This is a genomic window from Streptomyces sp. NBC_00454, assembly GCF_041434015.1.
GTDB lineage: Bacteria > Actinomycetota > Actinomycetes > Streptomycetales > Streptomycetaceae > Streptomyces.
On the sequence record NZ_CP107907.1, the window covers coordinates 2,534,612 to 2,560,669 of the forward strand.

A 26,058-nucleotide genomic window follows, 5' to 3' on the forward strand; every position below is an offset into this window, starting at 1 on the left:
CCCCCACCTGCACGGACGGCCCGGCCCGGGCCCGGTCGTGAGACCGGGTTCCGGACCGGGCCGAGGCACCGGGGGCGGGTTCCGTCAGAAGGGACGGAACTCGTCGTACTCCTTCTGCGCGGAGTCCCGCTCGGCTTCCTTCTCCTTGCGGCGCGTGGTGGCCGGACGCGGCGCCTCCAGACGGTGGTCCTCACCGCGGCGGCCCAGCATCTCGGCGCCGGCCATCATGGTCGGCTCCCAGTCGAAGACGACCGCGTTGTCGTCGGAACCGATGGCGACGCCGTCACCCGCGCGGGCACCGGCCTTCTTCAGCGCCGCCTCGACACCGAGGCGGTTGAGGCGGTCGGCGAGGTAGCCGACGGCCTCGTCGATGTTGAAGTCGGTCTGGCGGACCCAGCGCTCCGGCTTCTCGCCGCGCACGCGGTACACGTCCTCGGCCTCGTCGTAGGTGATGGTGAAGCCCGAGTCGTCCACGGCCTTCGGCCGGATGACGATGCGGGTCGCCTCCTGCTTCGGCGCACGGGCGCGGAACTTCGCGATGACCTCGGCGAGGAAGTAGGACAGCTCCTTCAGGCCCGTACGGTCGACCGCGGAGACCTCGAAGACCTTGTAGCCGCGGGCCTCCAGGTCCGGGCGGACGATGTCCGCGAGGTCCTTGCCGTCGGGGATGTCGACCTTGTTGAGGACGACGAGGCGCGGACGCTTCTCCAGGCCGCCGCCGTAGAGCTTCAGCTCCTCCTCGATGGCGTCGAGGTCGGCGAGCGGGTCGCGGTCGGACTCCAGGGTGGCGGTGTCCAGCACGTGCACGAGGATCGAGCAGCGCTCGACGTGGCGCAGGAACTCCAGGCCGAGGCCCTTGCCCTGGCTGGCGCCGGGGATGAGGCCCGGGACGTCGGCGATCGTGTAGACCGTCGAGCCCGCGGTGACGACGCCCAGGTTCGGGACGAGGGTGGTGAAGGGGTAGTCGGCGATCTTCGGCTTGGCCGCGGAGAGCACCGAGATCAGCGAGGACTTGCCGGCGCTCGGGAAGCCGACCAGCGCCACGTCGGCGACGGTCTTGAGCTCCAGGACGACGTCGCCGCCGGTGCCCGGTACGCCGAGGAGGGCGAAGCCGGGGGCCTTGCGGCGGGCGGAGGAGAGCGCGGCGTTGCCGAGGCCGCCGCGGCCGCCCTCGGCGGCCACGTAGGTGGTGCCCTGGCCGACGAGGTCGGCGAGGACGTTGCCCTCCTTGTCGAGGACGACGGTGCCGTCCGGCACGGGCAGGATGATGTCCTGGCCGTCCTTGCCGGAGCGGTTGTCGCCCGCGCCGGGCTGGCCGTTGGTGGCCTTGCGGTGGGGGCTGTGGTGGTACTCCAGCAGGGTGGTGATCGACTGCTCCACCACCAGGATGACGTCGCCGCCACGGCCGCCGTTGCCGCCGTCGGGGCCGCCGAGCGGCTTGAACTTCTCCCGGTGAACGGAGGCGCAGCCGTGGCCCCCGTTACCCGCGGCGACATGCAATTCGACGCGGTCCACGAAGGTGGTCATGGTTGTTCCTCCAGATACAGCGGGAATAACCCGGAAAGCCCGGGTGGGTAGGCCTTGCTACCCATTAAACGTGTCTATGTGACAACGCGCCGAGGGCGGACCTCTCTTCCCGGCTCGCGCCGGGAAGAGCTGAGATCCGCCCTCGGGGTGTTACGAACGCTTCAGATCAGCAGGAGCTGAATCAGGCGGCCGGAACGATGTTGACGACCTTGCGGCCACGGTGCGTGCCGAACTCGACCGAACCGGCCTGCAGCGCGAACAGCGTGTCGTCGCCACCACGACCGACACCCGAACCCGGGTGGAAGTGGGTGCCGCGCTGGCGGACGAGGATCTCACCAGCGGAAACGACCTGACCGCCGAAGCGCTTCACGCCGAGCCGCTGGGCATTGGAATCGCGCCCGTTCCGGGTGGACGATGCGCCCTTCTTGTGTGCCATGTCTCAGTCCCTCTTACTTCGCAGCCGCGGGGATACCGGTGACCTTGATCGCCGTGTACTGCTGGCGGTGACCCTGGCGACGGCGGTAGCCGGTCTTGTTCTTGTAACGCAGGATGTCGATCTTGACACCCTTGTGGTGATCCACAATCTCGGCCGTGACCTTGACGCCGGCCAGGACCCACGGGTCGCTGGTCACGGCTTCGCCGTCGACAACGAGCAGGGTCGAGAGCTCGACCGTGTCGCCAACCTTGGCGGTGGGAATCTTGTCAACTTCAACGATGTCGCCGACAGCAACCTTGTGCTGGCGACCACCGCTGCGCACGATGGCGTACACGCGGATCTCTCTCTCACTCGAGTTCGGGAACCCCTGAAGCCAGCCGGCCCCGCGTCAACCGCAGGCCGGCCTCCCCCGATCCAGCCGCGAGGCGGTACGGGAGGTGAGGTGCTCAGTGGATTGGCGTGTGCATAGACACGCCAGCGACCTAGGTTACGGGCCCCGGTCGGAGGGGTCAAACCGGGGCCCGATGCCCTATCCGGCCGCCGAGGGTGCCGGTACCGGCCAGTGCCCCGGATACAGGTTCACGACCTTGCGCGGAATCACCGAACGGAACAGGGGGATGGACTCCGTGACGGACTCCAACTCGTGCAGACACCGGAGAAACGACCGGAAATCCGACTCGAAGAAGGATGAGAGCCCTGAGATGACCAGGACGATCGGAGCGGAATCCGCCTCGACCACATCCGCGAAGCAGTCCAGGAACGCATCCCAGTTCTCACCGTAGTACTCGGGGAACCCGTAGACCCGCCCGAGCAGCACGAGGAAGTCGTCCTCGCTGAGGACTCCACTCGCGTCCGCTTCCAGGATGCTGACGCCCGCGCCGGCCAGCCCGTCGAGGACCTTCCGGCATTCCGCCTCGGAAATCAGATACGGGCGGTCCCCCACGTCGAACTTCGACATGGGAAGGTCCTCCCAGCGCGCCAGTCGCTCCCGTGCGCTGATCACATAAGGGTCCTGCGTGTCGGCGGGGGCCGACCTCAGCATCTCCCACTTGTTATTTGGCATAGCGACCGCAGCCGCACCCTTCTCGTAGAGATACCCACGTACCCGGCTTGTAGTGAGGCGTGTACCAGGTCTCACCACGCTCTCCGACGACCAGCCGCCCCATGGGGCGATTCCGCTTACCGGGCTCGGTGGGCCAGACATCCATTTCAGTCCAATACCCGAGCGGCTTGTCCTTACCGCCATTGGGAATGTTATGGCCCCGGTACACACCGACGTTGTCGGCATCGATGCCACCCTGCATGACCCCGGTCGGGGGCTTCCCGGTCCGGTCGAATGAATCCATCACAGCCGTGACCTGATCGCGGTCCCACTCATCGATGCCCCCGAGGTCCAGGTCACAGTTGTGAACGAGGACGGGCGCCGACCCGACCGCTACGTAGTAAGCGTGAACGCCTTCGATCGAGAGGTCATGCGTCTGCCGGGCGCCTCCGAAGAACCGGGTAGCGGCGAGTGTGACCGTCGAACCGTCGGGCGTGCGCAGGAGCATTCCCGGGCGAAGATCGCCCGCTTCGACGAAGCGCTGCTCACTGGCGACCCAGAAGGGATGGTTGACCGTCGAGACGAGTGCCGCATCGCCGTCCGGCGTGCTGACCGTGAGGTCGACGAACTCCTTGTCATCGCGCGTGACGATGGTGCCGACGACGGCACGCACCACCTGCTCACCGGTCGACGGGTCAGTGGTGAGCACCTGATCACCGAGGGATACCTCCTCGATGCTCTTCTTGCTTCCATCGGCCAGCAGCACCTCGGTGCCCGGGAGGAAGCTATGGCAGGTGCGCTTGACCGCGGCCTTGGCTTTATCCAGGGCATTCTTGGCTTTTTCGAGTTTCTCCGAGGTCTTGAACCACGCCTTGACCCCGGAGATCAGGTCGCTCGCCAGACCGCCAAGTTTCTTGCCCAGCTCTAGAGCCTTGCCCCATTGGGACGGCCATCCGTATTTCTTGGCGATCTTACCGGCGATGCCACCTGCGAAGCTGCTCGCGATGTTGAGCGCCGTTTCACCACAGGCACCGAGGTCGCCACTGGAGAAGCAGTCCAGGGCCGCAGTGATACCAAGCTCATCCATGAGGATCTTGGTGATCTGCTTGACGGCATCCTTGATCTTCGCCTTGGTGCGGTCGTGCTCGCCCTGGGCCTTGTTGTAGTTTTCCTCCGCTTCCTTGGTCGGAGGCGGGTCGGGCTGCTTGTCGGGCTTCTTCCCGGTGTACCGGCCGTTCGTGCACTCGTCGCTATGGCCGTTGCAGTAGTTCCGCTCGTCCGGGTCGTACAGACCGCTCGGGTCACTCGCCGACACCGGGCGGTTGTGCGCGTACGCGTACGCGTTCAGCTGCTGGGCGTCACTGTTGTCCACGACTGGGTCCGGGGTGATGAACTTCCCGAGGAACGAGTCGTATTCACGAGCCCCGATCGTCGTCAGGCCGGTCGACGCATCGATTGTTCCGCCGACGAAGCCCTTCTCACCCTTCCAGCTACCCTGCGGGGTGCCTCGGCTGTTTCCGTAGGGGTCCATACGACGCTGGGTGACCGCACCCGTTGTCGCGTCGACCGCGAGTTCAGCCGTGCCGTGGTGGTCCGAGGCCAGGAAGGACAGCTTCTTGTCCGGGGTGCGGATCGCGATGCTCTGACCCGCGAAGGCGTAGTAGCGCGTCGCCTTGGCCACGCTCGTGCCCGCGTCCAGGCGCAGCTCCATGCCCGGCAGGTACACCGTGGTCCCGGTGGCGTCCTTGCGCTGGACCCGGCCGCCGTCGGGACCGTAGAGGAACGTCGTCTCCGACGCCTCGTTCTTGCCCGGCGTGGTGACGTCGTCCGGCTGGCTGTTCTTGACGGGGTTGCCCAGGGAGTCGTACTCGAGCGTCTGAGTGGTGCCTCCGATCGTGCGGGTGGTGGTGTTGCCGGCCGCGTCGTAGCCGTAGCTGTACTGACGGTCACCGGTCGGGGTGTTCTCCACGACCTTCTGGACCTGGTGGGTCCCCGCCTTGTAGGTGAAGGTGCGCTTGACGTCCTTCGCGGCGTTCAGGCCGTTGTCGTGCGCCGTCTCGGTGAGGCGGTTGCCGACCGAGTCGAAGGTGTACGAGTTCCAGTACGGCGCCGGGCCGCCCAGAGCAGAAGCGCCGGGGGCCGTGTTGCAGGCCGCCGGACCCGAACCCGAGACCGGGACCTGGCTGCCGACCGTGCCGGACGCGGAGGCCGCGGCCTTGGTGGCCGCCGGGGTCCAGGACTCCGTCATGCGGGCCTGGTAGTCGTACGCGAAACACTGCAGGTCAGGCGTGCCGCTTCCGGCGGTGTCCGCGATGGACCGGACGTTGCCGACCTGATCGTAGGAGTAGTTCGACTCCTTGGCGGGACCGGTGGTGGACCCGTAGATGTCCACCTTCGCATTCAGCAGTCGGTCGGTGCCGGTCTCGTACTGGAAGGTCTGCCAGACCTTCTTGCCGCCATTGTTCAGCTCCAACTGCTGGAGCAGGGTACGGCCGGACCAGATCGCGTTCGTGACGTACGACGTCGTGCCCGTCATGCTCTTCAGACGCTGAACGTCGTCGTAGCCGTAGGCGAGCGTCTCGGCGTCGAGGCCGCCCGCAGCCGGGAGCGAGTCGCTCTGCTTGGTGCCGTCACGGTTGTAGGCAGTGCTGAAGACATAGGTGCCGGAGAGTCCCGTTCCCGAGGAGGCGGGGACCGTGTAGGCCGTCTTCAGTGGCTGGTAGAACTCGTCCATCGCCTGGACCACCGACGCGAAGTACTCCGTCGCATTGATGTAGCGCAGCGAGGCGTACCCGTAACCCAGCCAGCCCGCCTTGTCGTACCGCTGCTCGGTGAGCTTGGTTCCGGTGGTCGCGGGGCCGTCCCACGTCGTGAGGACGCGGTCCAGCTTGTCGTAGACCGTCGAGGTCGTCTTTCCGCGGGCATCCGTGACGGATACCGGGCGGTCGGCCTCGTCGTAGGTGATCGTCCCCTTGCCTGAATCCGGGTCCACCACCTCGATCTGCCGGTCGAGCTGGTCGTACTTGTAGGACCACACGTTGTTCGCCGAGTCGGTGAGCTGCTTCAGCTTGCCCGTCGGCGTGTACGTGTACTTCGTGGTGTCGTAGCCGGCGGTCGGCCCGTTCGGCACCGGGGAGGCACCCTTGTAGTGGCGGACTTCGGTAGTCCGTCCCTGAGTGTCTGTGATCGTCGTCGTGGGTGTGCCGCCGACGGGCGGGTCCTCGTGGATGCGGTCGCCGCCATGGACGATCGTGGTCCGCCACTGCTCACCGCCCGCCACTGCGGTGATCTTGGCGGTGGTGCGGCCCAGGCCGTCGTACTCGTAGAGGTTCTGCGCGCCCACATCGCCGTTGCGGACGATCAGAAGCTCGTCCGAGGCCGCCCCCGCCGCGTTGTACGTGGCGTTGACCTTGGCGATCTTGCCGGTCGGCGTGTAGAAGGTGTCCGCCACCATGCGGGTACCGGACGGACCCTCCGTCTGCTTCTGACGCGGCCGCAGCAGGCTGTCGTAAAGCTCGTACTCGGCTCCGTAGGAACCGTCGATCTCGATCTTCTCCGTCTTCACGGAGACCGGCTTGTCGAGACGGTAGTTGTAGCTGTACTTGATGCTCGGCGTCTGGGCCGCGCTCTTCGAGCGGTCCGGGAACCAGACCGAGACCAGCCGGCCGAGCGGGTCGAGCGTGAGGTCGCCGCGCTTGCCGTTCGGATCGGTCTGGCCGGTGACCAGACCCCAGGCGGGATCGAAGTCCCTCGTGTTGACGTGGCCCAGGGCGTTGGTGACCTTGACCTGGGAGATGAGGCCGTTGACGTCGGTGTACGCCGTCTTGGTCTCGGCGCCCACGGCGTCGGTCTGGGACGCCGGACGGCCGAGGGTGTCGTACGTAGTCGTCGCGGTGACCTGGTACGTGGCCGTCGTCCCGTTGTGGGACGTCATGCGCTCGGTCTGCGTCGCGTTGCCCACGGTGGGTGCGGCGCCGAATGCGAGGCCGTCGTACGAGGTGCGCTCGTCCGAGATGACCTGGGTCTTGCGGTCCGGAGTGGCGGCGCACTTCACCGAGACGGACTCGACCCGCGAGGCCTTGCCAAGGATGTTGGCCGTCGCGTTGTCCGTGTAGGTCGTACGGGTGCAGGTGTCGTCGGCCGCGGTCGACAGGTCGCCGAGGTCCTCCGACTCCAGGATGCGACCGGTGCCGTTCGTGAGGTCGTACGTCGCGTTCGACTCGGCCTCGCGCCGGCCGTCGCCGCCCTCGGTCACCGTGTAGCCGCGCGTCTTGACGGTCCTGGTGAACGAGGCGTGGCTGGTGCCCCAGGTATTGGTGTCCGTCGCGGTGTAGTGCCGCATCGGGGTCTTGATGACCTTGGAGACGAGCTTGTCGCCGTCGTAGGTCGCGGACTCCAGCTCGTGGCCGCTGAACTCCTTGTAGTCGGTGTACGTACCGCCCTCGGAGTCCGTGACCGTGACCGAGCGGGCCGTGCCGTCCGGCTTCTTGTCGCCGTCCATGCCCTGGAGGTACGTGTAGTCGATCCGGGTCTTGCCCGCGGCCGAGCCGCCGGTGGTCACCTTGACCTTGCCGTAGCCCTGCCAGCCGCCCCAGGTGAGGTACTTGTCCTCGGTCAGGCCGTCCGGCTCGGCCTTACGCCAGGCCGCCGGGCCCTGGTACTCGTAGTCCGTGACCGAATCGGGGGATCCGCCGGTGCGGTCGGTCTCGATGACCTGCGCGACGACGTACTTGTGGAACCAGTCGGTGATCGGGTCGAGGAAGCCCGGGGGCGACCAGACGACCGGGTAGCAGCGCTGGGTGGACTCGCCCGGCTTGGGCAGGGTGGCCTTGGTGCACTCCGCCGGGGCGTAGTTCACGTCCAGCTGGGCGCCGGTCTCGCTCAGGACGGTGGAGAGACGGAAGCGGTAGAACGGAGCGATGCTCTCGTCCAGGCTGTCGACCCGGTTCTTGAGCTGGGTGCCCATCAGTTCGACCGAGGGGACGTCGACGGTGCCGCCCCTGCGGCCCTGGTGGTCGATCTTGGACAGCCAGAGGGTCTTCGACTGGTCGCCGTTGTCGGTGAACTGGTGCGTGAACGTCCAGGCCTCGACGTCGTCGTAGGCGGTGGCGTCCTTGCGGATCTGCGTGGTGACGCCGGTCAGCCGCTGGCGGGTCCAGAAGGACGCCGCGACCTGGGTGGCGTTGCACTTGGTGCTCGGCGCGCAGTACCGGTCCATCGGGACGTCCGGCCAGAAGGCGGCGTTCTCCTTCTTGAAGTCGGCCGGGAGGCACTTGAAGGTGTCCGTCGGCAGGCAGCGCTCCTGCGTGGTGAACACGACGCGGGCCGGCGCCTTGGCGGAGTACACGGTGGCCTCGCGCTGGCCGTAGTCGATGCGCTTGACCCAGCCGCCCGAGGTGTACGCGGTGCCGTTGACGTCGGTCTTGCCGTTCAGGGCGTAGTGGTTCGTCTCCTTGCCGTAGAAGTACGACATGACGTTGCCCTGGCGGTCCTTGACGTAGTCCAGGTTCCAGCGCCAGGCCTGCTGGCAGGAGGCGTTCGCGAAGGTCGCGTTGTAGCAGGGCTCGCCCGTGTTGTTGCCGAAGACCGGGGTGGTCCAGACCGAGGAGGTCTCCTCGTTGCCGGTGGCCCAGCCGGGCAGACGGTTCTTGCCGAAGTAGTACTCGGTGCCGTCGGTCGTGGTGATCTTCCAGTGCTCACCGTCGTTGTCGCCGTTCACGGCGCCGGTGAGCTGCTCGATCTTGGAGCCGTCGTCGGACGCCATCCGCCACTTGCCGTCGGCGTCGCCCTTGATCAGCTCGGTCGACGAACCGTTGAGCATCACCGTGGCGTTGTCGAAGGCCCAGCACTGCTCGGCGGAGGCGCTCTGGCCGTCCTTCGCACAGGGCTTGTAGTGGCGCTCGACGTATCCGGGCTCGTACGAGAAGCCCTCGCCGAGCCAGGAGCCCTGGTTGTTGGTGTCGGAGGTACGGCCGTCCGCGGACTGCGAGCTGTAGCCGAGGCCGACCGTCGGGACGAGACCGCCGGGGACGGGGGGCGTGCGCAGCGGGTACGACCAGGAGAAGCCGCCCGAGGAGTTCGAGACGCTCCACTTCGCCGACGGGGCGAGCGGAGTGGCCGAGTAGTTGCCCTGCGCGCCCGAACCGCCCGCGGTGAGGGCCACGATGGGCCCGACCGCGGCGGGGCCGGCCGCCATGGTGGACATGCCGACCATGCGGGGCTGGGCGGTGACGTCCGCGGAGACGGTCTTCGTCTTCGGGTCGTTGACCGTCTTCAGCGGCTTGGGGAGTTCCGGGCAGGCGGCGGTGCCGGGGTCGGCGACCGCGGCACAGGCCGGGAGTTCGACCAGGGCGAGACGGGAGCCGTAGCTGCCGCCGAAGCCGTCGGCGAAGGCCGAGTAGTCGACCTTCACCCGTACCGGGGCGGCGTCGGTGCCCTGGTCGGAGCGCTGGACGCGCAGCAGCGCGCCCGCGCCGAGCTTGGCGGCCCGGTCGGGGGCCACCACGTCGACCTGGACCTTGGCGGGCTGCTTGGCGCCGCCGAGCACCGCGGAGTGGAAGGAGGTGGCCTTCGCCTGCGGTGCGGCCACCGCCTCCTTCGGGCCGGTCACCGTGACGGGCAGGCCGCCGACCTTGGCCTGGGACGCCGCGGCGGCTCCCCCGGTGACGGGCACCTCGGTGCTGCCGCTGCCCGGCCAGACGGGCTTGTCCAGCTTCTTGACGGCCGCCTTGGCGGTGGCGTTGGCGGGGCGGGCCTTGGACTTGGCCTTGGTGCCCTTGACGGGGTCCCCGAAGTCCTGGACGCCCGGCCGCTTGGTGGAGCCGGGGGTGACCTCCAGGGCCTGTACGGAGGATGCGGACAGAGCGAGGCTCAGTCCGATGACGACGGACCCCAGTGTCCGCCTGGATATGCGCCGATTGAGCAATCGGCCGCGTAGAGACATCAGTGCACTCCACAGAGTTGGGCAGGAAGGTGGTGCGTGAGCCGACAGGTGTGCCCGCCCCGTGGGAGGGGCGGGCACACCTGTCGGGTGGGGATGGGCTAGCGGTCCGTCAGCTCACCGGTGGAGGCGAGCTGGATGACGGCCGTCGGGTCGAGGGCGCCGTCGTACGCGCGGACCTCGTCGATGGCTCCGGCGAAGTACTCCGCGTTGCCGCGCAGCGAACGGCCGACCTGGAGACCGCCAGTGGCGGCCCAGACGGTGTTGTCCACGCCCTTGGCGGAGGCCGCCAGCTGGCCGTTGACGTACAGCCGGATCTGACCGGCGAAGGCGTCGTAGACCACGGCCAGGTGCTGACCCGCCGGGTTGTCGTCCGGCAGGGCCTGGTCGTCGGAGAAGACCTTGACCGCGGCTCCCGCCGTGTCCGAGGTGGCCACGGCCAGCTCCCAGCGCTTATTGGAAGCCTGGTAGCGGACCTGGACCCGGTTGGCGTTGCTGCCCGGCAGGGAGAACACCGTCTGCGAGACGGTGGCCTGGGCCGAGGTGAGCTGGACCCGTGCCGAGAGGCTGAAGCTCGCCGTTCCGGTGACCGGGGCGGCGGCCGTGGTGGCGTAGTCCCCGTTTCCGTCCAGGAGCATGTGCCCGGCGCCGACCATGGGCGCGGGCGGAGCCTCCAGCGGGTCGTCCATGTTCGGCGTGTACAGGGCCGCGTTGCCCACCAGGGTCAGGCCCTGGCCGCCGGCGATGTTCGGGGAGACCCCGGATGCCGCCGAGTTGAGCGGCCAGTACCCCTTGCGCCCGGGCTTGACCGTGGTGATCTCGGCGATCTGACCCGGCACCAGGGGACGGCTGAAGACGCGGACCTCGGCGAGGTCGCCGCTGAAGGCGTCCTGGTAGCCCGCCTTGTCGATGTGACGGCCGATCTGGAGCGGACCGTACGAGTTCCACGTGAAGCGGCGGACCGCCTCACCCTTGAGCTCGTGGTTGACGTACAGCTGGAGCTTGCCGGTGACACCGTCGTAGAGACCGGTCAGCAGGACCCACTGGTCCTTGGCCGGGACGACCCCGGTGGACACGGCCTTCCACTCACCGATGGTCTCCACGTCGTTGGCCGGGATGGAGAACTTCCAGGTCTTGGCCGTGGCGTCGTAGCCCAGGACGAATCCCGGCTCGCCGGTGCCGTCCTGGCTGATCACGGTCATATCGCGGCTGAGGTCCGTGGGGCGGACCCAGGCGCTGGCGCTGAATCCCTTGATGGTGTCCAGCACCCTGCTGCCCGCGTCGACCCAGCTGTCGCCGGTGCCGTCGAAGTGGGCTGCCGAGTCGATGGCCCCACCCGGACCGGGGACGCCGAAGGTGACTCCCGGGCCGAAGCCCGCGGGGTACTTGTCCTGCTCCTCCACGGCGGCGTCGCCACCCGGCTTGTCGGCCAGGTTCCACTGCGCGGCGGCGGTGGCGCCGGCGGCCACGTAGAAGCTGTGGCGGGCCTTGGCGCTCGGGTGGGACGCCTTGTCCACGGCCACCACGTCGACCCAGTGCGGGCCGGAGCGGGTGGGCGTCCAGTTCACCGAAGCCGGGCCGCCGGCGGCGGCGTTGGCCACCTCGCGGTCGGGCTCACCGTCGAAGGAGTACCGGTACTTGACGACGTCGGTGTCGGGCACCGCATCGTTCGGGTTGGCTGCGAAGCTGAACGTACCGGCCGCCCCGACACCGTCGTGGTAGTCGGTGGTGGCCGGGTACTGCGCGGAGGTCACGTCCGGCTTGCCCGGGAAGGACTTGTCGTACATGAACTCGCACTTGCCGCTCCACGGGCCCCAGCCGTCGCCGTCGTTCGCGACGACGCTCCAGGAGACGACCGTGTTCTCGGGGATCGTCGACCTCGCGGTGTGCTCGAACGGCGTCGAGGCCGTCGGCGCCTTGAAGTTCGTGTCCTCCTCGTAGGCCTGGGTCGCGCCGGCCGCGTCCTTCCACTCCAGGCGGAAGCGAACCTTGACCTGCTCGCCCCAGTCGGCGTCGTTGGCGATGGCCCGCAGGACGGGCGGCACGTCGGTGTAGGGGCGGTTCGCTCCGGTGACGCAGGCGCCGCCGGGGTTGGACGACATCGAGCCGGCGGCGATGGCACCCGGCAGGGTGTTGTAGTTGATGGACAGGTACGCGTTGCCGCAGACCCGCTTCCAGCCGCCGAAGCTGCCCTCGTTCTGAGCCTTGAGGCCCAGCAGCATGGAGTCCCAGCCTTCGTTCGCCGCCTGACGCACGCTGTTGCTCAGGCCGCCGTTCGTGGCGGACTTGAAGTGCATGTTGGCCTGCGACTCGCAGGACGTGGGCTGGATCTTCTCGTTGAGAGTCTCCAGCATCGTCTGCGCGCTGTACTGGGTGTTGGTCCAGTTGCTCAGCTTGTCGATGTGGGCGCCGTTGCCGCCGATCCGGTAGAGCTGCGCGGGTTCGGCGCGGGCGTCCGCCCAGTACACGTGCTGCACACGGGCGCTGAAGTCGGCGCTGATGATCTGCTTGCCCTTGTAGAAGGACAGCGGGATCTGGAACATCACACGGCGTACGCCGACACCGGCGCAGGACGCGGCGCTGTAGTCCGTCGGGCACTTTCCGATGCCCGCGCTGCCCGAGTACTGCCACTCGCCGACGGAGGGCTTGCCGTCCATCACGGCGGTCCAGCCGGAGCGGTCGGCGGTCTTCTGGATCGGGTCGATGACCACGGGGAAGACGGTGGAGCCGTCGCGCAGCAGCTTCTGGTCGGGGACCAGGGTCAGCTTGTCCGCGGACACCTCGATCCCGAGGGGCACGGCCTTGCCGCCGCCTCCCGGACCTTCGAGGGCCGGGGCCACCGGGGCGCTCTGCGCGGCCGGGGCATCGGCCCTGGCCGCGGACAGCGACTGGGCCACGGCCTTGGTGCCCTTGGCCCGGTTGGCGGTCTCCAGGGAGGAGGCCGAGTCCCACATGGACGGCGCGCCCGACTGGAAGACGGTGCCGCCGACGACGCTGTCCTCGGCGGAGACCGCCCCCTTCTCGTCCTTCTTGTACGTCAGGCCCTTGGACTTCAGGCCCAGGTCCAGACGCTGCAGCCGGGGGTCGGCGGCGGCCTCCGGGGTCTTGACGACCAGCAGGTGACCGAAGCCGTTCGCCTCGGCCCGGACCTTGAGGTCCACGCCCGGGAGGGCGTCCGGGTAGGTCGCGGAGTCGCCGTCGAGCACGGGCGCGGAGAGCTTGCCGTAGGGCCAGGTCAGCGCCATTTCGCGGGTGCCGCGGCGCATGGTGACGAAGGGCTTGCCGGCCTCTCCGTTGGAGAAGGTCAGCGCGACGGTGGTGGCCTTGGGGGCGACGCTGCCGTCGCTCCGCTTGACCAGGGTCTTGTCGATGTCGACCCACTTGCCGCCCTGCACGGCGTGCACCGGCTCGGTGTACTCGCGGGCCGTGTACGTGCCGTCCGGCGCGGCAAAGATCTCCCGCTGCTCGGTGCGCAGCCCGAGGACCTCGATCTGCTTACCGCTCTGGCGGGCCACCAAGCGCGCCTCGGTCTCCGTCTGCACCGGGATACCCGTGCCCACCGGTTCCACGGCCCGGTCCGCTCCGGATCCGGATCCGGCCCACGTCTCCAGGCCGAGGCCGGAGACCAGCACGGCGCCTGCCGTCACGGCGGCGAAGGCCGCACGCCGGGCGAGGGTGCGGCGCAGCCCGGGCGCCGGCGGCTGGGTCCGGGGCTGGGGCTCGTCGTGCTCCATGTGCTCGTGCTGCCTCTGCTGCTTGCGCATCATCGGACCACCGTTCCGAAGGTGTTGCTTTCGGCCGGCAGACCGCCCTGACCGGGCTTGAACGTCTGGGTCGGAGCTCCGCCGACCCCGCCGATGGTCCACGGGAACACGTAGACGGCACGTCCCTCGGCCGGGCCGTACGGCATGCCGACGTAGAGCCCGCCGGATCCGCCTCCGATGCTCAGGCCCGCGTACTCGCGCGGGGCGGCCGGGGTCGGGATCTCGCTGCCCGGCTCCAGGAGCTTGTCGGAGTCGCCCGGGGGGCCCACCATCGGGAAGAGGTGGACCGAGCCGCGGTCGGTGAGGCCGTTGGACCCGTCCTGACCCGGCACGCCGACCGCGAGGCGCGCGGTGCTCGCCGTGGTCTCGCTGTCGGGGGCGGAGTTGTAGGCCGCGAGGCGCTGTCCGAAGTGGTCGCCGGCTTGGATGGACCCATCGACGTTGAGGACGTTCTGGTTGATCGAGGAGGTCTCGGTGTACCCGCCCGCTCCGTCCAGCCGGAAGATCAGGACGGAGCCGCCGTCCTCGAGTCCGGCGAGGTCCTCACCCGGATTCGAAACGGCGAGCAGCGACTCGGTGGTGCTGGTCGCCCCGGGAGCCCGGAAGGGCACCATGGCGATGGCGGTTCCGAATCCGTCACCGGCCTCGCAACCGCCGCTGACGCCCGTCGAGTCCTGGTTCAGCGCGAGCAGCGGCTTGGGCACGGCGGAGACCAGGGTGTGGCTGAAGACGGTCACCGAGCCGGACTCGGCCAGCGTCCCCTCGGCCTCACCGGGCGAACCGATCACCAGGTGGGTCGGGGTCGCGGCGAGCGAGGCGCCGAAGCGGTCGTACGGTTCCACCACATCGGGCACCGGGCCCGCCAGGGTGACGTCCTGGTTGACGACGCCGGCCGTGAGGGTGGTCGATCCGGAGATGTAGACCACGCTGCCCGCGTCCTCGGACGTGCCGACGTCCTCGCCCGGAGCACCGATCACCAGGTACGGCACGCCCGCGGCGGACTGGCCCGCCACGAGTGCGTAGCCCATCAAGTCGCCCGCCTCGGCGGCGATCGCGGTCATCGTGCCCGTGCCCTGCCGGTGTTCGATCGTCGCCTTGCCCGCACCGAGACCGGTGGCGGAGCCGTAGACCACGACCGCCCGGCCCGCGTCGACGAGCGTGCCGACGTCCTCGAAGGGGGACCCGATGGCCAGGTCGCTGCATCCGTCGAGGTCGGCGTCGTAGACGGCCATGGAGAAGCCGAACTGGTCGCCCGCCTCGGAGGGGCCCGCCTTGGCGGCTTCCTGGGTCAGTTCGAGGTTGCCCTTGCCGCCGCCGTACACGATGTGTACGACTCCGGCCTTGGCGATGCCGGCCACGGTGGCTTCCGGGTCGGCGATCGCCGTGTCGCGAATGCCGTCACCGTTGAAGTCCGATTCCACGCCCGAGCAGCCGGCGGCCGCGGAGGCCGGGGCTGTCAGGGGGAAGGGTCCCGTGGTGAGGGCGAGGGCGAGGGCCGTGGCCGAAAGTGCCAGGGTTCCCCGGGAGGCGTACCACCGGGCGGCGCCGTGTGGCGCGAAGGAGGATTTGTTCACTGCATTGCTTCATCTCTGTCGTGTCAGCAGGACGCCGGAGGGCGGCCGAAAACAGAGACGAGACGTCAGAACACGGCGGTGAGCTGCAAGAACACATGGGGCGTGCGGCATTGAGCGCACGCCAACTCCTCCCCCGCCGCCAACAGTTCCCCCCGCGACAGCCGCACAAAGCGTAGGGACACTTTGCTTTGCCAACTCGCGGTAAACAACTGGCAATGTCCGACATTAGATGATCTTGTGGATAACGGATTGATCACTTCAGGACATGCAAATGGCCCCGCCCGGCACCGAGTTGGGTGCCGGGCGGGGCCGGATGAAGCAGGTCGGTCAGGTCAACCGGGTGGAGCCGGATCCGCGGATCAGGCCTCCGTCGGAGCCGAGACGGAGGGCAGCGTCTGCTGCTCGGCCGCCGCGGTCTTCTTCGTCGCCCGCTTCGCAACGGTCTTCTTGGCGGCCGTCTTGGCCGTCGCCGCCTTCTTGGCGACGGTCTTCTTGGCAGCCGCCGCCTTCTTGGCCGGGGCCTTCTTCGCCGCGGCCGCCGTGGTCGTCGCCTTCTTGGCGGCCGTCTTGCGGACCGCCTTCTTGGCGGGAGCCGCCGGGGCGGCCTCCTCCACGACGACCTCGGCCGGGGTCTCCACCGGCGCCTGGACGACCACCACGGCCGCCTCCGCGCCCGCCGGGGAACCGGCCGGTGCGGTGGCCTTACGGGTGGCACGGCGACGCGGACGGGCCGGCGCGGCCTCGGCCGCGGGCTCGATCACGGGCTCGGCGGGGGTCTCGACGACCACCGGCGCGGGCTCGGGCTCCACGACGGGCTCGGGCTCCACCGCGACGACCGGCTCCGGGGCCTGGGCGGCCTCGGCGGGGGCGCCCGCCGGAGCGGTCGCCTTACGGGTGGCACGGCGGCGGGTGCGGCCCTTGGGGGCCTCCTCCACGACCGGCTCCGCGACGACCGTCTCGACTACCTCGACCGCTTCGATCACGGGCTCGGGCTCGATGACCTCGACGACCTCGATCTCGGCCTCGACCACCGGCTCGGGCTCGACCACGGGGGCCGGAGCCGCGGCGACGCGCGCGGCGCCCGCCGGAGCGGTCGCCTTGCGGGTGGCGCGACGGCGGTTGCGACGGCCGCTCAGACCCGCGGCGGCCTCGGCCTCGGCCGGGCTGCCGTACAGCTCCTCGTCGGCGACGAAGGAGGGCTCCGGCAGCGCGATCGGGGCGGCGGCCTCGGCAGCCACCTCCGCCTCGGTCTCGATCTCGTAGACGTCCGTCTCGACGGACTCGATCTCGTGGTCGTGCTCGTGCTCGTCGGCGCGGCCACCGCGGCGCTTGGAGCGCTTGCCGTTGCCACCGCCGCCGACCACGGTCGGGGTCTCCATGTGCACGATGACACCGCGGCCGTTGCAGTGGACGCAGGTCTCGGAGAAGGACTCCAGCAGACCCTGGCCCACGCGCTTGCGGGTCATCTGGACCAGGCCCAGCGAGGTCACCTCGGCGACCTGGTGCTTGGTCCGGTCACGGCCCAGGCACTCCAGCATGCGCCGCAGGACCAGGTCGCGGTTGGACTCCAGGACCATGTCGATGAAGTCGATGACCACGATGCCGCCGAGGTCGCGCAGCCGCAGCTGGCGCACGATCTCCTCGGCCGCCTCCAGGTTGTTCCTGGTGACGGTCTCCTCGAGGTTGCCGCCCTGACCGGTGAACTTGCCGGTGTTGACGTCGATGACGATCATCGCCTCGGTCTTGTCGATCACAAGCGAGCCGCCCGAGGGCAGCCACACCTTGCGGTCGAGCGCCTTGGCGAGCTGCTCGTCGATCCGGTACGTCGCGAAGACGTCGACCTCGGAGGTCCAGCGGGAGAGCCGGTCGGACAGGTCCGGGGCCACGTGGTTCACGTAGCCGTGGATGGTCTCCCAGGCGCTGTCACCGCTGACGATGACCTTCGAGAAGTCCTCGTTGAAGATGTCGCGCACGACGCGGACGGTCATGTCCGGCTCGCCGTACAGGAGGCTCGGCGAAGAGGTCGAGATCTGGTTCGACTTCTTCTGGATGTCCTCCCACTGGGCCTGCAGACGCTCGACGTCGCGGCGCAGCTCGTCCTCGCTCGCACCCTCGGCGGCGGTGCGCACGATGACGCCCGCGTCCTCGGGGACGATCTTCTTGAGGATGGTCTTCAGGCGCGCACGCTCGGTGTCGGGCAGCTTGCGGCTGATACCGGTCATCGAGCCCTCGGGCACGTAGACGAGGTAGCGGCCGGGCAGCGAGACCTGGCTGGTCAGGCGGGCACCCTTGTGGCCGATCGGGTCCTTGGTGACCTGCACCAGGACCGACTGGCCGGACTTGAGGGCGGACTCGATGCGGCGCGGCCCGTTGGCCATGCCGAGCGCCTCGAAGTTGACCTCACCGGCGTACAGGACGGCGTTGCGGCCCTTGCCGATGTCGATGAAGGCGGCCTCCATCGACGGCAGCACGTTCTGGACCTTGCCCAGGTAGACGTTGCCGACGTACGAGGTGGCTTCTTCCTTGTTGACGTAGTGCTCGACGAGCACGTTGTCCTCGAGGACGCCGATCTGGGTGCGCTCGCCCGACTGGCGGACGACCATCACGCGCTCGACGGCCTCACGGCGGGCCAGGAACTCGGCCTCCGTGATGATCGGGACGCGGCGGCGGCCCTGCTCGCGGCCCTCGCGGCGGCGCTGCTTCTTCGCCTCCAGGCGGGTCGAGCCCTTGATGGACTGGACCTCGTCGGAGGAGGTGGAGCCGGAGCCCGCGGCGGACTCGGAGCGCTCGCGCGCCGGGCGGGGCTCGCGGACCTTGACGACGGTGCGTACGCCGTCCTCGTCGCCCGCGTCGGCGTCCGTACCGCCGTCACCACTGCGGCGACGACGGCGACGGCGACGACGGCTGGAGCTGGAGCCGAGGGCCCCGTTCTCCTCGTCCTCTTCCGCCTCTTCCTCATCGGCCTCTTCGGCCTCGGCCTCTTCCTCGGCGGACTCGTCGAGGTCGGCGGCCTCACCGCGACGGCGGCGACGGCCACCGCGGCGGCGACGGCGGGACGGGCGGTCGCCCGACTCGTCGAAGTCCTCCTCGGCGGCCTCTTCGAGCTCGGCGGCCTCGGACTCTTCCTCGAAGAGCTCTACGTCGGCCAGCGAGACCGGAGCGGACGGCGCGGCCGGGGCCGCCGGAGCGGCGCTCTCGGCGGCTGCACCGCGACCGCGGCGGCGGCGACGGCCGGCCGGCTGCGGGGCCGGGGCCACGACGGCCTCGGCCTCGAGCTCGATCTCTTCTTCTTCGACCTCGTCGAACTCGTCGACCGGGGCGGCTGCGGCAGCGGCCGCCGCGGCCATGGCGGCGGTCTCCGGGGTCTGGAACATCGGCTCGGCGAAGACCGGGGCCTGGAACACGGCGACGGCCGGACGACCGGCGCGGCGGCTGCCCCTGGACGGGGCCGGGGCGGCGGGCGCCTCGGCCGGGGCAGCGGCGGCAGCCGCGGGCTGCGGCGCCGCGGCGGCGGCCGGAGCGGTGGTGGAACGCGTGGCGCGACGGCGGCCGCCGCGCTTCGGGGAGTCCACGGCGTCGGCGACGGTGACGGCCCTGACGGCGGGAGCCGCGACGGGGGCCTCCTCCGCGACGACCTCGGCGGCGGGAGCCTCGGGGGCGGTCACGGCGCGGGTGGCACGGCGGCGGGCACGCACCGGGGCGGCGGGAGCGGCGGGCTCCTCCTCGACCACGGCGGCCGGAGCCTCGACCACGACCGGCGCGGCCTCGGCGACCGGCGCCTCGGGGGCGGTCACGGCACGGGTGGCACGGCGACGGGCACGGGCCGGGGCGGCGGCCGGAGCAGCCTCCTCGACCGGCGCGGCCTCGACCACGACGGGCGCGACCTCGGCCACAGGAGCCTCAGGAGCGGTCACCGCACGGGTGGCACGGCGACGGGCACGGGCCGGGGCGGCGGCCGGAGCAGCCTCCTCGACCGGCGCGGCCTCGACCACGACGGGCGCGACCTCGGCCACAGGAGCCTCAGGAGCGGTCACCGCGCGGGTGGCACGGCGACGGGCACGGGCGGGAGCTGCGGCCGGAGCGGCGGGCTCCTCGGCCACGGCGGCCGGAGCCTCGACCACGACGGGCGCGACCTCGGCCACGGGGGCCTCGGGAGCGGCCACGGCGCGGGTGGCGCGGCGGCGGGTACGGGCCGGGGCGGCGGCCGGAGCGGCCTCCTCGGCGGGGGCGGCTGCCACCACGGGTGCGGGGGCCGCCTCGGTGGCGGCTACCGGGCCGCCGGGGGGACCGGCCGGCCGGGAAGCGGCACGCCGGCGCCTGCGCGGAGGCAGGTTGTCGCTCGGGCTGCCACTGTCGGCTGCGTTGTTGGCGGTGGTGTTGTCGTTTTCGCTGTTGAGCATGCGGGGTTTCTCCCGTCACGCTCCCGGGCGCCGCGGCTGACTTCCGGTCCGGCACGGCTCCGCACTGTGAATGCGGAACCGGCCTCCGGGGCGCGTTCGCCACACGGGAGCTCAGTTCAATGGCCGCCGGTTCCGTACGTGGTAGTTCGTACGGCCTGGCGGAAGTCTTCAGGTCTGTGCGCGGCCCGACCCAGGTGGCTCCCGAGTGCCAGGGCTGCGCGACGACGACGATCCCTACGCGGCGGGACCTTCCGGCGCCTTCGCGTCGGCGGCTACGGCCGCCGTGGGTGGGGCGGTCGTGACTGCCTCGCGGTCGGGCGCGAGCGGGTCGGTCACCGTGCCGGACTCCTCGTCGAAGAGCCCCTGCGCCAGCCTGGTCACCGCTGCGGGGACCGGCGGCGTTAGGTCGGCCACAGCTCGGAGACCGGACAGGACGTCGTCGGGTCGCACGGCAGGTGTCAGATGCCGAACAACCAGCCGCAGTATCGCACAGGCATTGTCCCGGGTCCTATCAGCCGGTTCGGTGGCCGATACGGGAACCGTTTCCAGAGTGACCACGGCGCCGCGCGTGTCGAAGGTCCGCATGCCGTTCTTGGTGCGGCGCTGGACCTCGACCGTCTCGGCGGCGAGGAAGGCCTCGACGGCCCGCTCGGCGTCCGCGGGATCCACGCCGTCCAGGCGCAGTTCCCAGACGGAGGCCGTCAGCCGCTCGGCGAGCCCCGACGTACGGGCCTCCACGGCATCGATGATGTCAAGGCCCACGGGCATCGACTCGTCGAGCAGCTCGCGCAGCTTCGCGGGATCGCGGGGCTCGGCGAGGGCGATCTCCAGGTATTCGGCCTCGCTGCCGGTCCCGGTGGGGGCGGCGTTCGCGTACGAGACGCGCGGGTGGGGGGTGAAGCCCGCCGAGTACGCCATGGGCACCTCGGAGCGGCGCAGGGCCCGCTCGAAGGCGCGCTGGAAGTCCCGGTGGCTGGTGAACCGGAGGCGGCCGCGCTTGGTGTAGCGCAGACGAATGCGCTGCACCACCGGTGCGGGAGGCGGGCCTTCGGGCTGTCGCTTGCCCAGTGGTTCTTCTCCTTGTGCGGGGCTTCGCGGCTCGCGCGTCGCCCTGAGGTCTGTGGAGCCTGCGGGCGGGCCGCGTCCTGCCCTCCGGCTCACCCCTGCTTGTGCAGGGAGATCTCGGGAGTGGCGGGCGTGTCGCCTACGGCTGTCTTACTACCCAGAGTACGCGCCCGTGACCTGACTGGTTCCCGGGTGGGCCCCCCGAACAGCATCCGCCGTACGTCGGCCCGCGCCTCGCGCACCGCGAGGCGGGAGGTGCTCCACACTTCGCGGACGAGGTGGCCGACCGGAGTGACGGTGTGCCGGTACGCCGTCCGCACCGCGCGGCGCGCCGCGCTCCACCCGGCCCGGACGGCGTGCCCGACGGGAGTGGCGATCCGCCGGTAGGCCCAGGCGACCGGCCGGACGACGAGCCCGCGCCACAGCAGTACGAGCCCGCGCCCCAGGGCCCGGCTCGCCCGCCCGGCGAGATGCCAGGCCCCGACGAGCAACCGCCCGAGCGGTGCGAGCAGGTACGTGCACAGGCCCCACCCGAGCGGTGCGAGCACGTACCGCCACAGTGCGACGCAGGGCCACAGGACGCCGTAGGCGAGGGCGCGGACGAGGAGCCACCCGAGGGCCTTCCCGACGGGGACGAGGAGGTACCGGTACCCGGCGCCGGCCAGCCACCCGATGCCGAGCGCGGGCAGCACGAGCAGGTACCGCACCGCGGCCGCACCCAGCCACCGGAGCCCCCTCCCGAGCCACAACAACCCCCGCCCCAGCGGAACCAGCCCGTAGGCGTAAACGCCCCGCCCACACCACCCGATCCCCCGCCCGAGCGGCACCAGCACGTACCGCCACAGCCCTGCCCACGGCCAGACGAAGACCGCCATCCCCAGTGCCCAGAAGCCCCACCTCAGCCCCTTGGCCAACGGCAGCAGCAGGTACCGGCCCCCGCCCCGGCCGAGCCGGAGCAGCCCCTCGCCGAAGGGGCGCAGCACGTGCGCGTGGAACGCCCGCCCGAGCCACAACAGCCCCTGCCCCAGCGGAACCAGCCCGTAGGCGTAAACGCCCCGCCCACACCACCCGATCCCCCGCCCGACCGGCACGACCACGTACCGCCACAGCCCCACCCACGGCCAGACGAAGACCGCCATCCCCAGTGCCCAGGAGCCCCACTTGAGCCCCTTGCCCACGGGCCGCAGCAGGTACGCGTAGACCGCCCTCGCCATCCAGACGGCCCCCTGCCCGAGCGGCCGCAGCACGTACGCGTAGACCGCCCGCCCGAGCGGGAGCGCGGCGTACCGCCACAGCCCCACCCAGGGCCAGTAGAAGACCAGCTTGACCAGGGTCTCGATCAGCCACTCGATCCCGCGCAGCACCGGCACCACGGCCCGTTCCCAGAACCAGGCCAGTCCCCGCCCCAGCGGTCCCAGGACCGAGCGGTGCAGCATCCTCGCGAGGGCGACGAGCAGGTCCCACACCATCCGTACGGGCAGCACGATCAGCACCGCCACGACCTTCACGGGTACCCGGACGACCCCCACCAGACAGCCCTCGCCCTGCGGTTGCGGCTGCGACTTGTCGAGTTCCATGCCCGTAAGGACACACCACCGCCACCCGCCGTTGCACCGGGGGCCCTGATTGCGGCCGGGCAGCCCGGCCCGGGGAACGGGAAATGCCCCCCACCGTTCCCGGTGAGGGGCATCGCGCCGAGCAGGAGCCGCCGGTTACTTCACTACCGTCAGCGGCAGCAGCTTCTTGCCCGTCGGACCGATCTGGATGCTCGTGTCCATCTGAGGACACACGCCACAGTCGAAGCACGGGGTCCAGCGGCAGTCCTCGACCTCGGTCTCGTCGAGGGCGTCCTGCCAGTCCTCCCAGAGCCATTCCTTGTCGAGGCCCGAGTCCAGGTGGTCCCACGGGAGGACCTCCTCGTAGGTGCGCTCGCGGGTCGTGTACCAGGCCACGTCCACGCCGTAGGCGGGCAGCGTCTTCTCGGCGGCCCGCATCCAGCCGTCGTAGGAGAAGTGCTCGCGCCAGCCGTCGAAACGGCCGCCGGCCTCGTACACGGCGCGGATGACGTCGCCGACGCGGCGGTCGCCGCGCGAGAGCAGGCCCTCGACGACGCCCGGCTTGCCGTCGTGGTAGCGGAAGCCGATGGAGCGGCCGTACTTCTTGTCGCCGCGGAGCTTGTCGCGGAGCTTGCCGAGGCGGGCGTCCGTCTCCTCGGCCGACAGCTGCGGGGCCCACTGGAAGGGGGTGTGCGGCTTGGGGACGAAGCCGCCGATCGAGACGGTGCAGCGGATGTCGTTCTGGCCGGAGACCTCGCGGCCCTTGGCGATGACGTTGACCGCCATGTCGCCGATCTGGAGCACGTCCTCGTCGGTCTCGGTCGGCAGGCCGACCATGAAGTACAGCTTCACCTGGCGCCAGCCGTTGCCGTACGCCGTGGAGACCGTCCGGATCAGGTCCTCTTCCGAGACCATCTTGTTGATGACCTTGCGCATGCGCTCGGAGCCGCCCTCGGGGGCGAAGGTCAGACCGGAGCGACGGCCGTTGCGGGTCAGCTCGTTGGCCAGGTCGACGTTGAAGGCGTCCACGCGGGTCGACGGGAGGGACAGGCCCACCTTGTCGTCCGTGTAGCGGTCGGCCAGGCCCTTGGCGATGTCCGCGATCTCGGTGTGGTCCGCCGAGGAGAGCGAGAGGAGACCGACCTCTTCGAAGCCCGTCGCCTTGAGGCCGCGCTCCACCATTTCGCCGATGCCGGTGATGCTTCGCTCCCGCACGGGGCGCGTGATCATGCCGGCCTGGCAGAAACGGCAGCCGCGGGTGCAGCCGCGGAAGATCTCCACGGACATGCGCTCGTGGACGGTCTCGGCGAGCGGGACCAGGGGCTGCTTGGGGTAGGGCCACTCGTCGAGGTCCATGACCGTGTGCTTGGACACGCGCCACGGCACGCCGGAGCGGTTCGGGACGACACGGCCGATGCGGCCGTCCGGCAGGTACTCGACGTCGTAGAAGCCCGGCACGTAGACGCCGCCGGTCTTCGCGAGACGCAGGAGCACCTCTTCGCGCCCGCCCGGGCGGCCTTCGGCCTTCCAGGCGCGGATGATCTCGGTCATGTCGAGGACGGCCTGCTCGCCGTCGCCGATGATCGCGCAGTCGATGAACTCCGCGATCGGCTCGGGGTTGAAGGCCGCGTGGCCGCCCGCGAGCACGATGGGGTGGTCGACCGTACGGTTCTTCGCCTCCAGCGGGATGCCCGCGAGGTCCAGGGCCGTGAGCATGTTGGTGTAGCCGAGCTCGGTGGAGAAGGAGAGCCCGAACACGTCGAAGTCCCCGACCGGGCGGTGGCTGTCCACGGTGAACTGGGGCACCTTGTGCTCGCGCATCAGCTCTTCGAGGTCCGGCCACACGCTGTACGTGCGCTCCGCGAGCACGCCCTCGCGCTCGTTGAGCACCTCGTACAGGATCATGACGCCCTGGTTGGGCAGCCCGACCTCGTACGCGTCCGGGTACATCAGCGCCCAGCGGACATCGGCGCTCTCCCACGGCTTGACCGTGGAGTTGAGCTCACCGCCGACGTACTGGATCGGCTTCTGGACGTGCGGAAGCAGGGCCTCAAGCTGAGGGAAGACCGACTCGGTCATCACGCGACTTTCGTGAAGCGGGCAGGGGGCGACTCTCAAGCGTACCCCGAGGCCCGCCGGCCCCCCGCCGCAAGATCACGCCGCCCCCGGGCCTCCCGTCGGTCACGGGCCCGCCTCGGCCCGCAGTGCCGACGCGGGCGCCGAGGCCGCCGCCCACACCTCGGGGAGCTCCCGCTCCCGGCGCTCGGACAGTGCCTCCTCGCGGGCATAGAGCACGCCCCAGGTGAAGGCCGACTCCCCCGCGCCCGCCGCCTGGACGGCGAGGCCGCGCAGGGCGCCCCGGGCCACCACGCCGTCCTGGTGGTCGCCGAGCAGGGTCTGGACCGCCTGCAGCGCCTCGGCCAGGCGGCGGGCGGGTTTGCCGAGGGCCGGGGCCGCCGCCTCCGCGGCGTAGCGGGCGCGCTTGGCCGCCTTGCGCGCCTCGTGCAGGGCCAGGTCCCGGTCGGGGCCCGGGTCCATGGCCAGCGCGCCCTCGACCCGGCCGGCGAGGCGCGCGTAGTCGCCGAGGACCGTTACGGGCAGGGTCGCCCGGGCGGGCCGGCCGGCGGCCTTCTGCAGCGGCGGATCGGCGAGCAGCGCGTCGAGGGCGTCGAGCAGGGCCAGGTAGCGGCGGCTGTCGAGCGCGGCCAGCGCCGCCCGGCGCGAACCGGTGCGGCGGGCGGTGTTCCAGACCTTGAGGCGGCCGCGGACCGGGCCCAGCTGCAGGGTGCGCGGCAGTCCGTCGAGCCCGGTCTGGATCCGCTCCAGCAGCACTTCCTGGTCGCGGTCGACGCCGAGCTCGGCGGCGAGCCAGCGCAGCTCCCCGCCGACCGGGCCGGTCTCGGCGGGGTCCAGGATCCGGCGGTAGGTCTTGAAGGCGCTGCGCAGTCTCCTGGTGGCGACCCGCATCTGGTGGACGGAGTCGGGCAGGCCGCGGCGGACGGCGGGGTCCTGGGCGATCAGGGTGTCGCGCTGTTCGCGCAGGTACGAGAGCACGTACGCGCCCGCCGTGCCCTCGGGCCCGCCCCCCAGGGGCCGGGGCGGCGGTTCGGCGGAGGTTTCGGCGAGCGCCCGGGCCAGCTTCGAGGGGGCGGCAGAGACGAGCAGCCCGGCCTTGCGGAACTTCTTCTCCACGGCGTCGAGCAGCGCCGGGTCCGCTCCGTCGGCGAGTTCCACCTCGACTTCGGTCCAGGCGGCGGTGGTTTCGGCGCATCCCCCAGACTCCGTCCGGGGGGACCCCCAGGCGCGTACCGCGTCGGTGGACAGTTCCGCGAGGAGCGCGCCGTCGGCGTCGAGGAGGTGGCTGACCTTGCGCGAGGACACCAGTCTGACCTGCGGTTCCAGGGCGGTGTCGCGGATGCGGGAGCGGAGCAGGGCGGCCAGCGGGCCGGGCACGGTGTCGCTGAGGGGGGCGGTGATCTCGTCGCGCACGCCGGGGGCGACGGGCAGTTTGAGGTGCCAGCCCGCGTCCGCGCCGCCGGTGCGGCGGCGCAGGGTGAGCCCGTCGGCCGCGAGCCGCTGGTCGGGGGTGTCGTAGTAGACGGCGTCGAGGTGCACAGTGCCCTGGTCGGTGACGGCCGCGACGGCGGCCGTGCCCGTCAGGTCCGGCACCCCGCGCCGGGTCTGTTTCGCCGTAGAGAACTCGAATTTCCGCTCGATCTCGCGCTTCGTGTCCACCATGAACCGAACCTAGTCC

Annotated in this window: 12 protein-coding genes; all 12 read right to left on the reverse strand. The window is 70.5% G+C overall.

All coding sequences use genetic code 11. From position 1 onward, the window contains the following. Positions 1-84: 84 nt before the first annotated feature. Complete coding sequence (gene obgE / locus OHU74_RS11840; protein WP_371615855.1) at positions 85-1,527, reverse strand: GTPase ObgE; 1,443 nt, start codon at positions 1,525-1,527, stop codon at positions 85-87. 181 nt (positions 1,528-1,708) lie between these two features. Further along, positions 1,709-1,963 (reverse strand): 50S ribosomal protein L27, encoded by a 255-nt coding sequence (gene rpmA, locus OHU74_RS11845; RefSeq protein WP_030013081.1) that lies wholly within the window; start codon positions 1,961-1,963, stop codon positions 1,709-1,711. Positions 1,964-1,976: 13 nt separating this feature from the next. Then, positions 1,977-2,297: a 50S ribosomal protein L21 gene (gene rplU / locus OHU74_RS11850; RefSeq protein WP_112446572.1), complete on the reverse strand. Its 321-nt coding sequence runs from the start codon at positions 2,295-2,297 to the stop codon at positions 1,977-1,979. A gap of 195 nt (positions 2,298-2,492) precedes the next feature. Next, the gene (locus tag OHU74_RS11855; protein WP_371615856.1) at positions 2,493-3,026 is read right to left on the reverse strand and encodes a barstar family protein; all 534 of its coding nucleotides are present in this window, start codon (positions 3,024-3,026) and stop codon (positions 2,493-2,495) included. Beyond that, positions 3,016-9,948 carry an RHS repeat-associated core domain-containing protein gene (locus tag OHU74_RS11860; RefSeq protein WP_371615857.1) on the reverse strand — a complete coding sequence of 2,311 codons (6,933 nt, stop codon included), beginning with the start codon at positions 9,946-9,948 and terminating at the stop codon, positions 3,016-3,018. The genes OHU74_RS11855 and OHU74_RS11860 overlap by 11 nt, the downstream gene beginning before the upstream one ends. Before the next feature lie 98 nt (positions 9,949-10,046). After that, a complete protein-coding gene (locus OHU74_RS11865; RefSeq protein ID WP_371615858.1) occupies positions 10,047-13,712 on the reverse strand; it encodes a LamG domain-containing protein in 3,666 nt (1,221 codons plus the stop codon). Continuing rightward, positions 13,709-15,283, reverse strand: coding sequence for an integrin alpha (locus tag OHU74_RS11870; RefSeq protein ID WP_371615859.1), 1,575 nt, complete (start codon positions 15,281-15,283; stop codon positions 13,709-13,711). The genes OHU74_RS11865 and OHU74_RS11870 overlap by 4 nt, the downstream gene beginning before the upstream one ends. Before the next feature lie 359 nt (positions 15,284-15,642). Further along, on the reverse strand, positions 15,643-19,683 hold the full coding sequence (locus tag OHU74_RS11875; protein WP_371615860.1) for a ribonuclease E/G: 4,041 nt from the start codon (positions 19,681-19,683) through the stop codon (positions 15,643-15,645). A 234-nt stretch (positions 19,684-19,917) separates the two neighbouring features. Then, the gene (locus OHU74_RS11880) at positions 19,918-20,709 is read right to left on the reverse strand and encodes a TIGR03936 family radical SAM-associated protein (protein ID WP_371615861.1); all 792 of its coding nucleotides are present in this window, start codon (positions 20,707-20,709) and stop codon (positions 19,918-19,920) included. Positions 20,710-20,840: 131 nt separating this feature from the next. Beyond that, positions 20,841-22,325, reverse strand: a complete 1,485-nt coding sequence (locus OHU74_RS11885) for a hypothetical protein (protein WP_371615862.1) — start codon at positions 22,323-22,325, stop codon at positions 20,841-20,843. 135 nt (positions 22,326-22,460) lie between these two features. Continuing rightward, complete coding sequence (locus OHU74_RS11890) at positions 22,461-24,386, reverse strand: TIGR03960 family B12-binding radical SAM protein (RefSeq protein WP_371615863.1); 1,926 nt, start codon at positions 24,384-24,386, stop codon at positions 22,461-22,463. Between the two features lie 99 nt (positions 24,387-24,485). Continuing rightward, positions 24,486-26,042, reverse strand: a complete 1,557-nt coding sequence (locus tag OHU74_RS11895) for a CHAD domain-containing protein (protein WP_371615864.1) — start codon at positions 26,040-26,042, stop codon at positions 24,486-24,488. Positions 26,043-26,058 lie beyond the last annotated feature (16 nt).

Excerpts from the sequence above, each read along its gene's own strand:
- obgE (WP_371615855.1), bottom strand. The coding sequence starts at position 1,527 with ATGACCACCTTCGTGGACCGCGTCGAATTGCATGTCGCCGCGGGTAAC.
- rpmA (WP_030013081.1), bottom strand. The coding sequence starts at position 1,963 with ATGGCACACAAGAAGGGCGCATCGTCCACCCGGAACGGGCGCGATTCC.
- OHU74_RS11855 (WP_371615856.1), bottom strand. The coding sequence starts at position 3,026 with ATGCCAAATAACAAGTGGGAGATGCTGAGGTCGGCCCCCGCCGACACG.
- OHU74_RS11860 (WP_371615857.1), bottom strand. The coding sequence starts at position 9,948 with ATGTCTCTACGCGGCCGATTGCTCAATCGGCGCATATCCAGGCGGACA.
- OHU74_RS11865 (WP_371615858.1), bottom strand. The coding sequence starts at position 13,712 with ATGATGCGCAAGCAGCAGAGGCAGCACGAGCACATGGAGCACGACGAG.
- OHU74_RS11875 (WP_371615860.1), bottom strand. The coding sequence starts at position 19,683 with ATGCTCAACAGCGAAAACGACAACACCACCGCCAACAACGCAGCCGAC.
- OHU74_RS11885 (WP_371615862.1), bottom strand. The coding sequence starts at position 22,325 with ATGGAACTCGACAAGTCGCAGCCGCAACCGCAGGGCGAGGGCTGTCTG.
- OHU74_RS11895 (WP_371615864.1), bottom strand. The coding sequence starts at position 26,042 with ATGGTGGACACGAAGCGCGAGATCGAGCGGAAATTCGAGTTCTCTACG.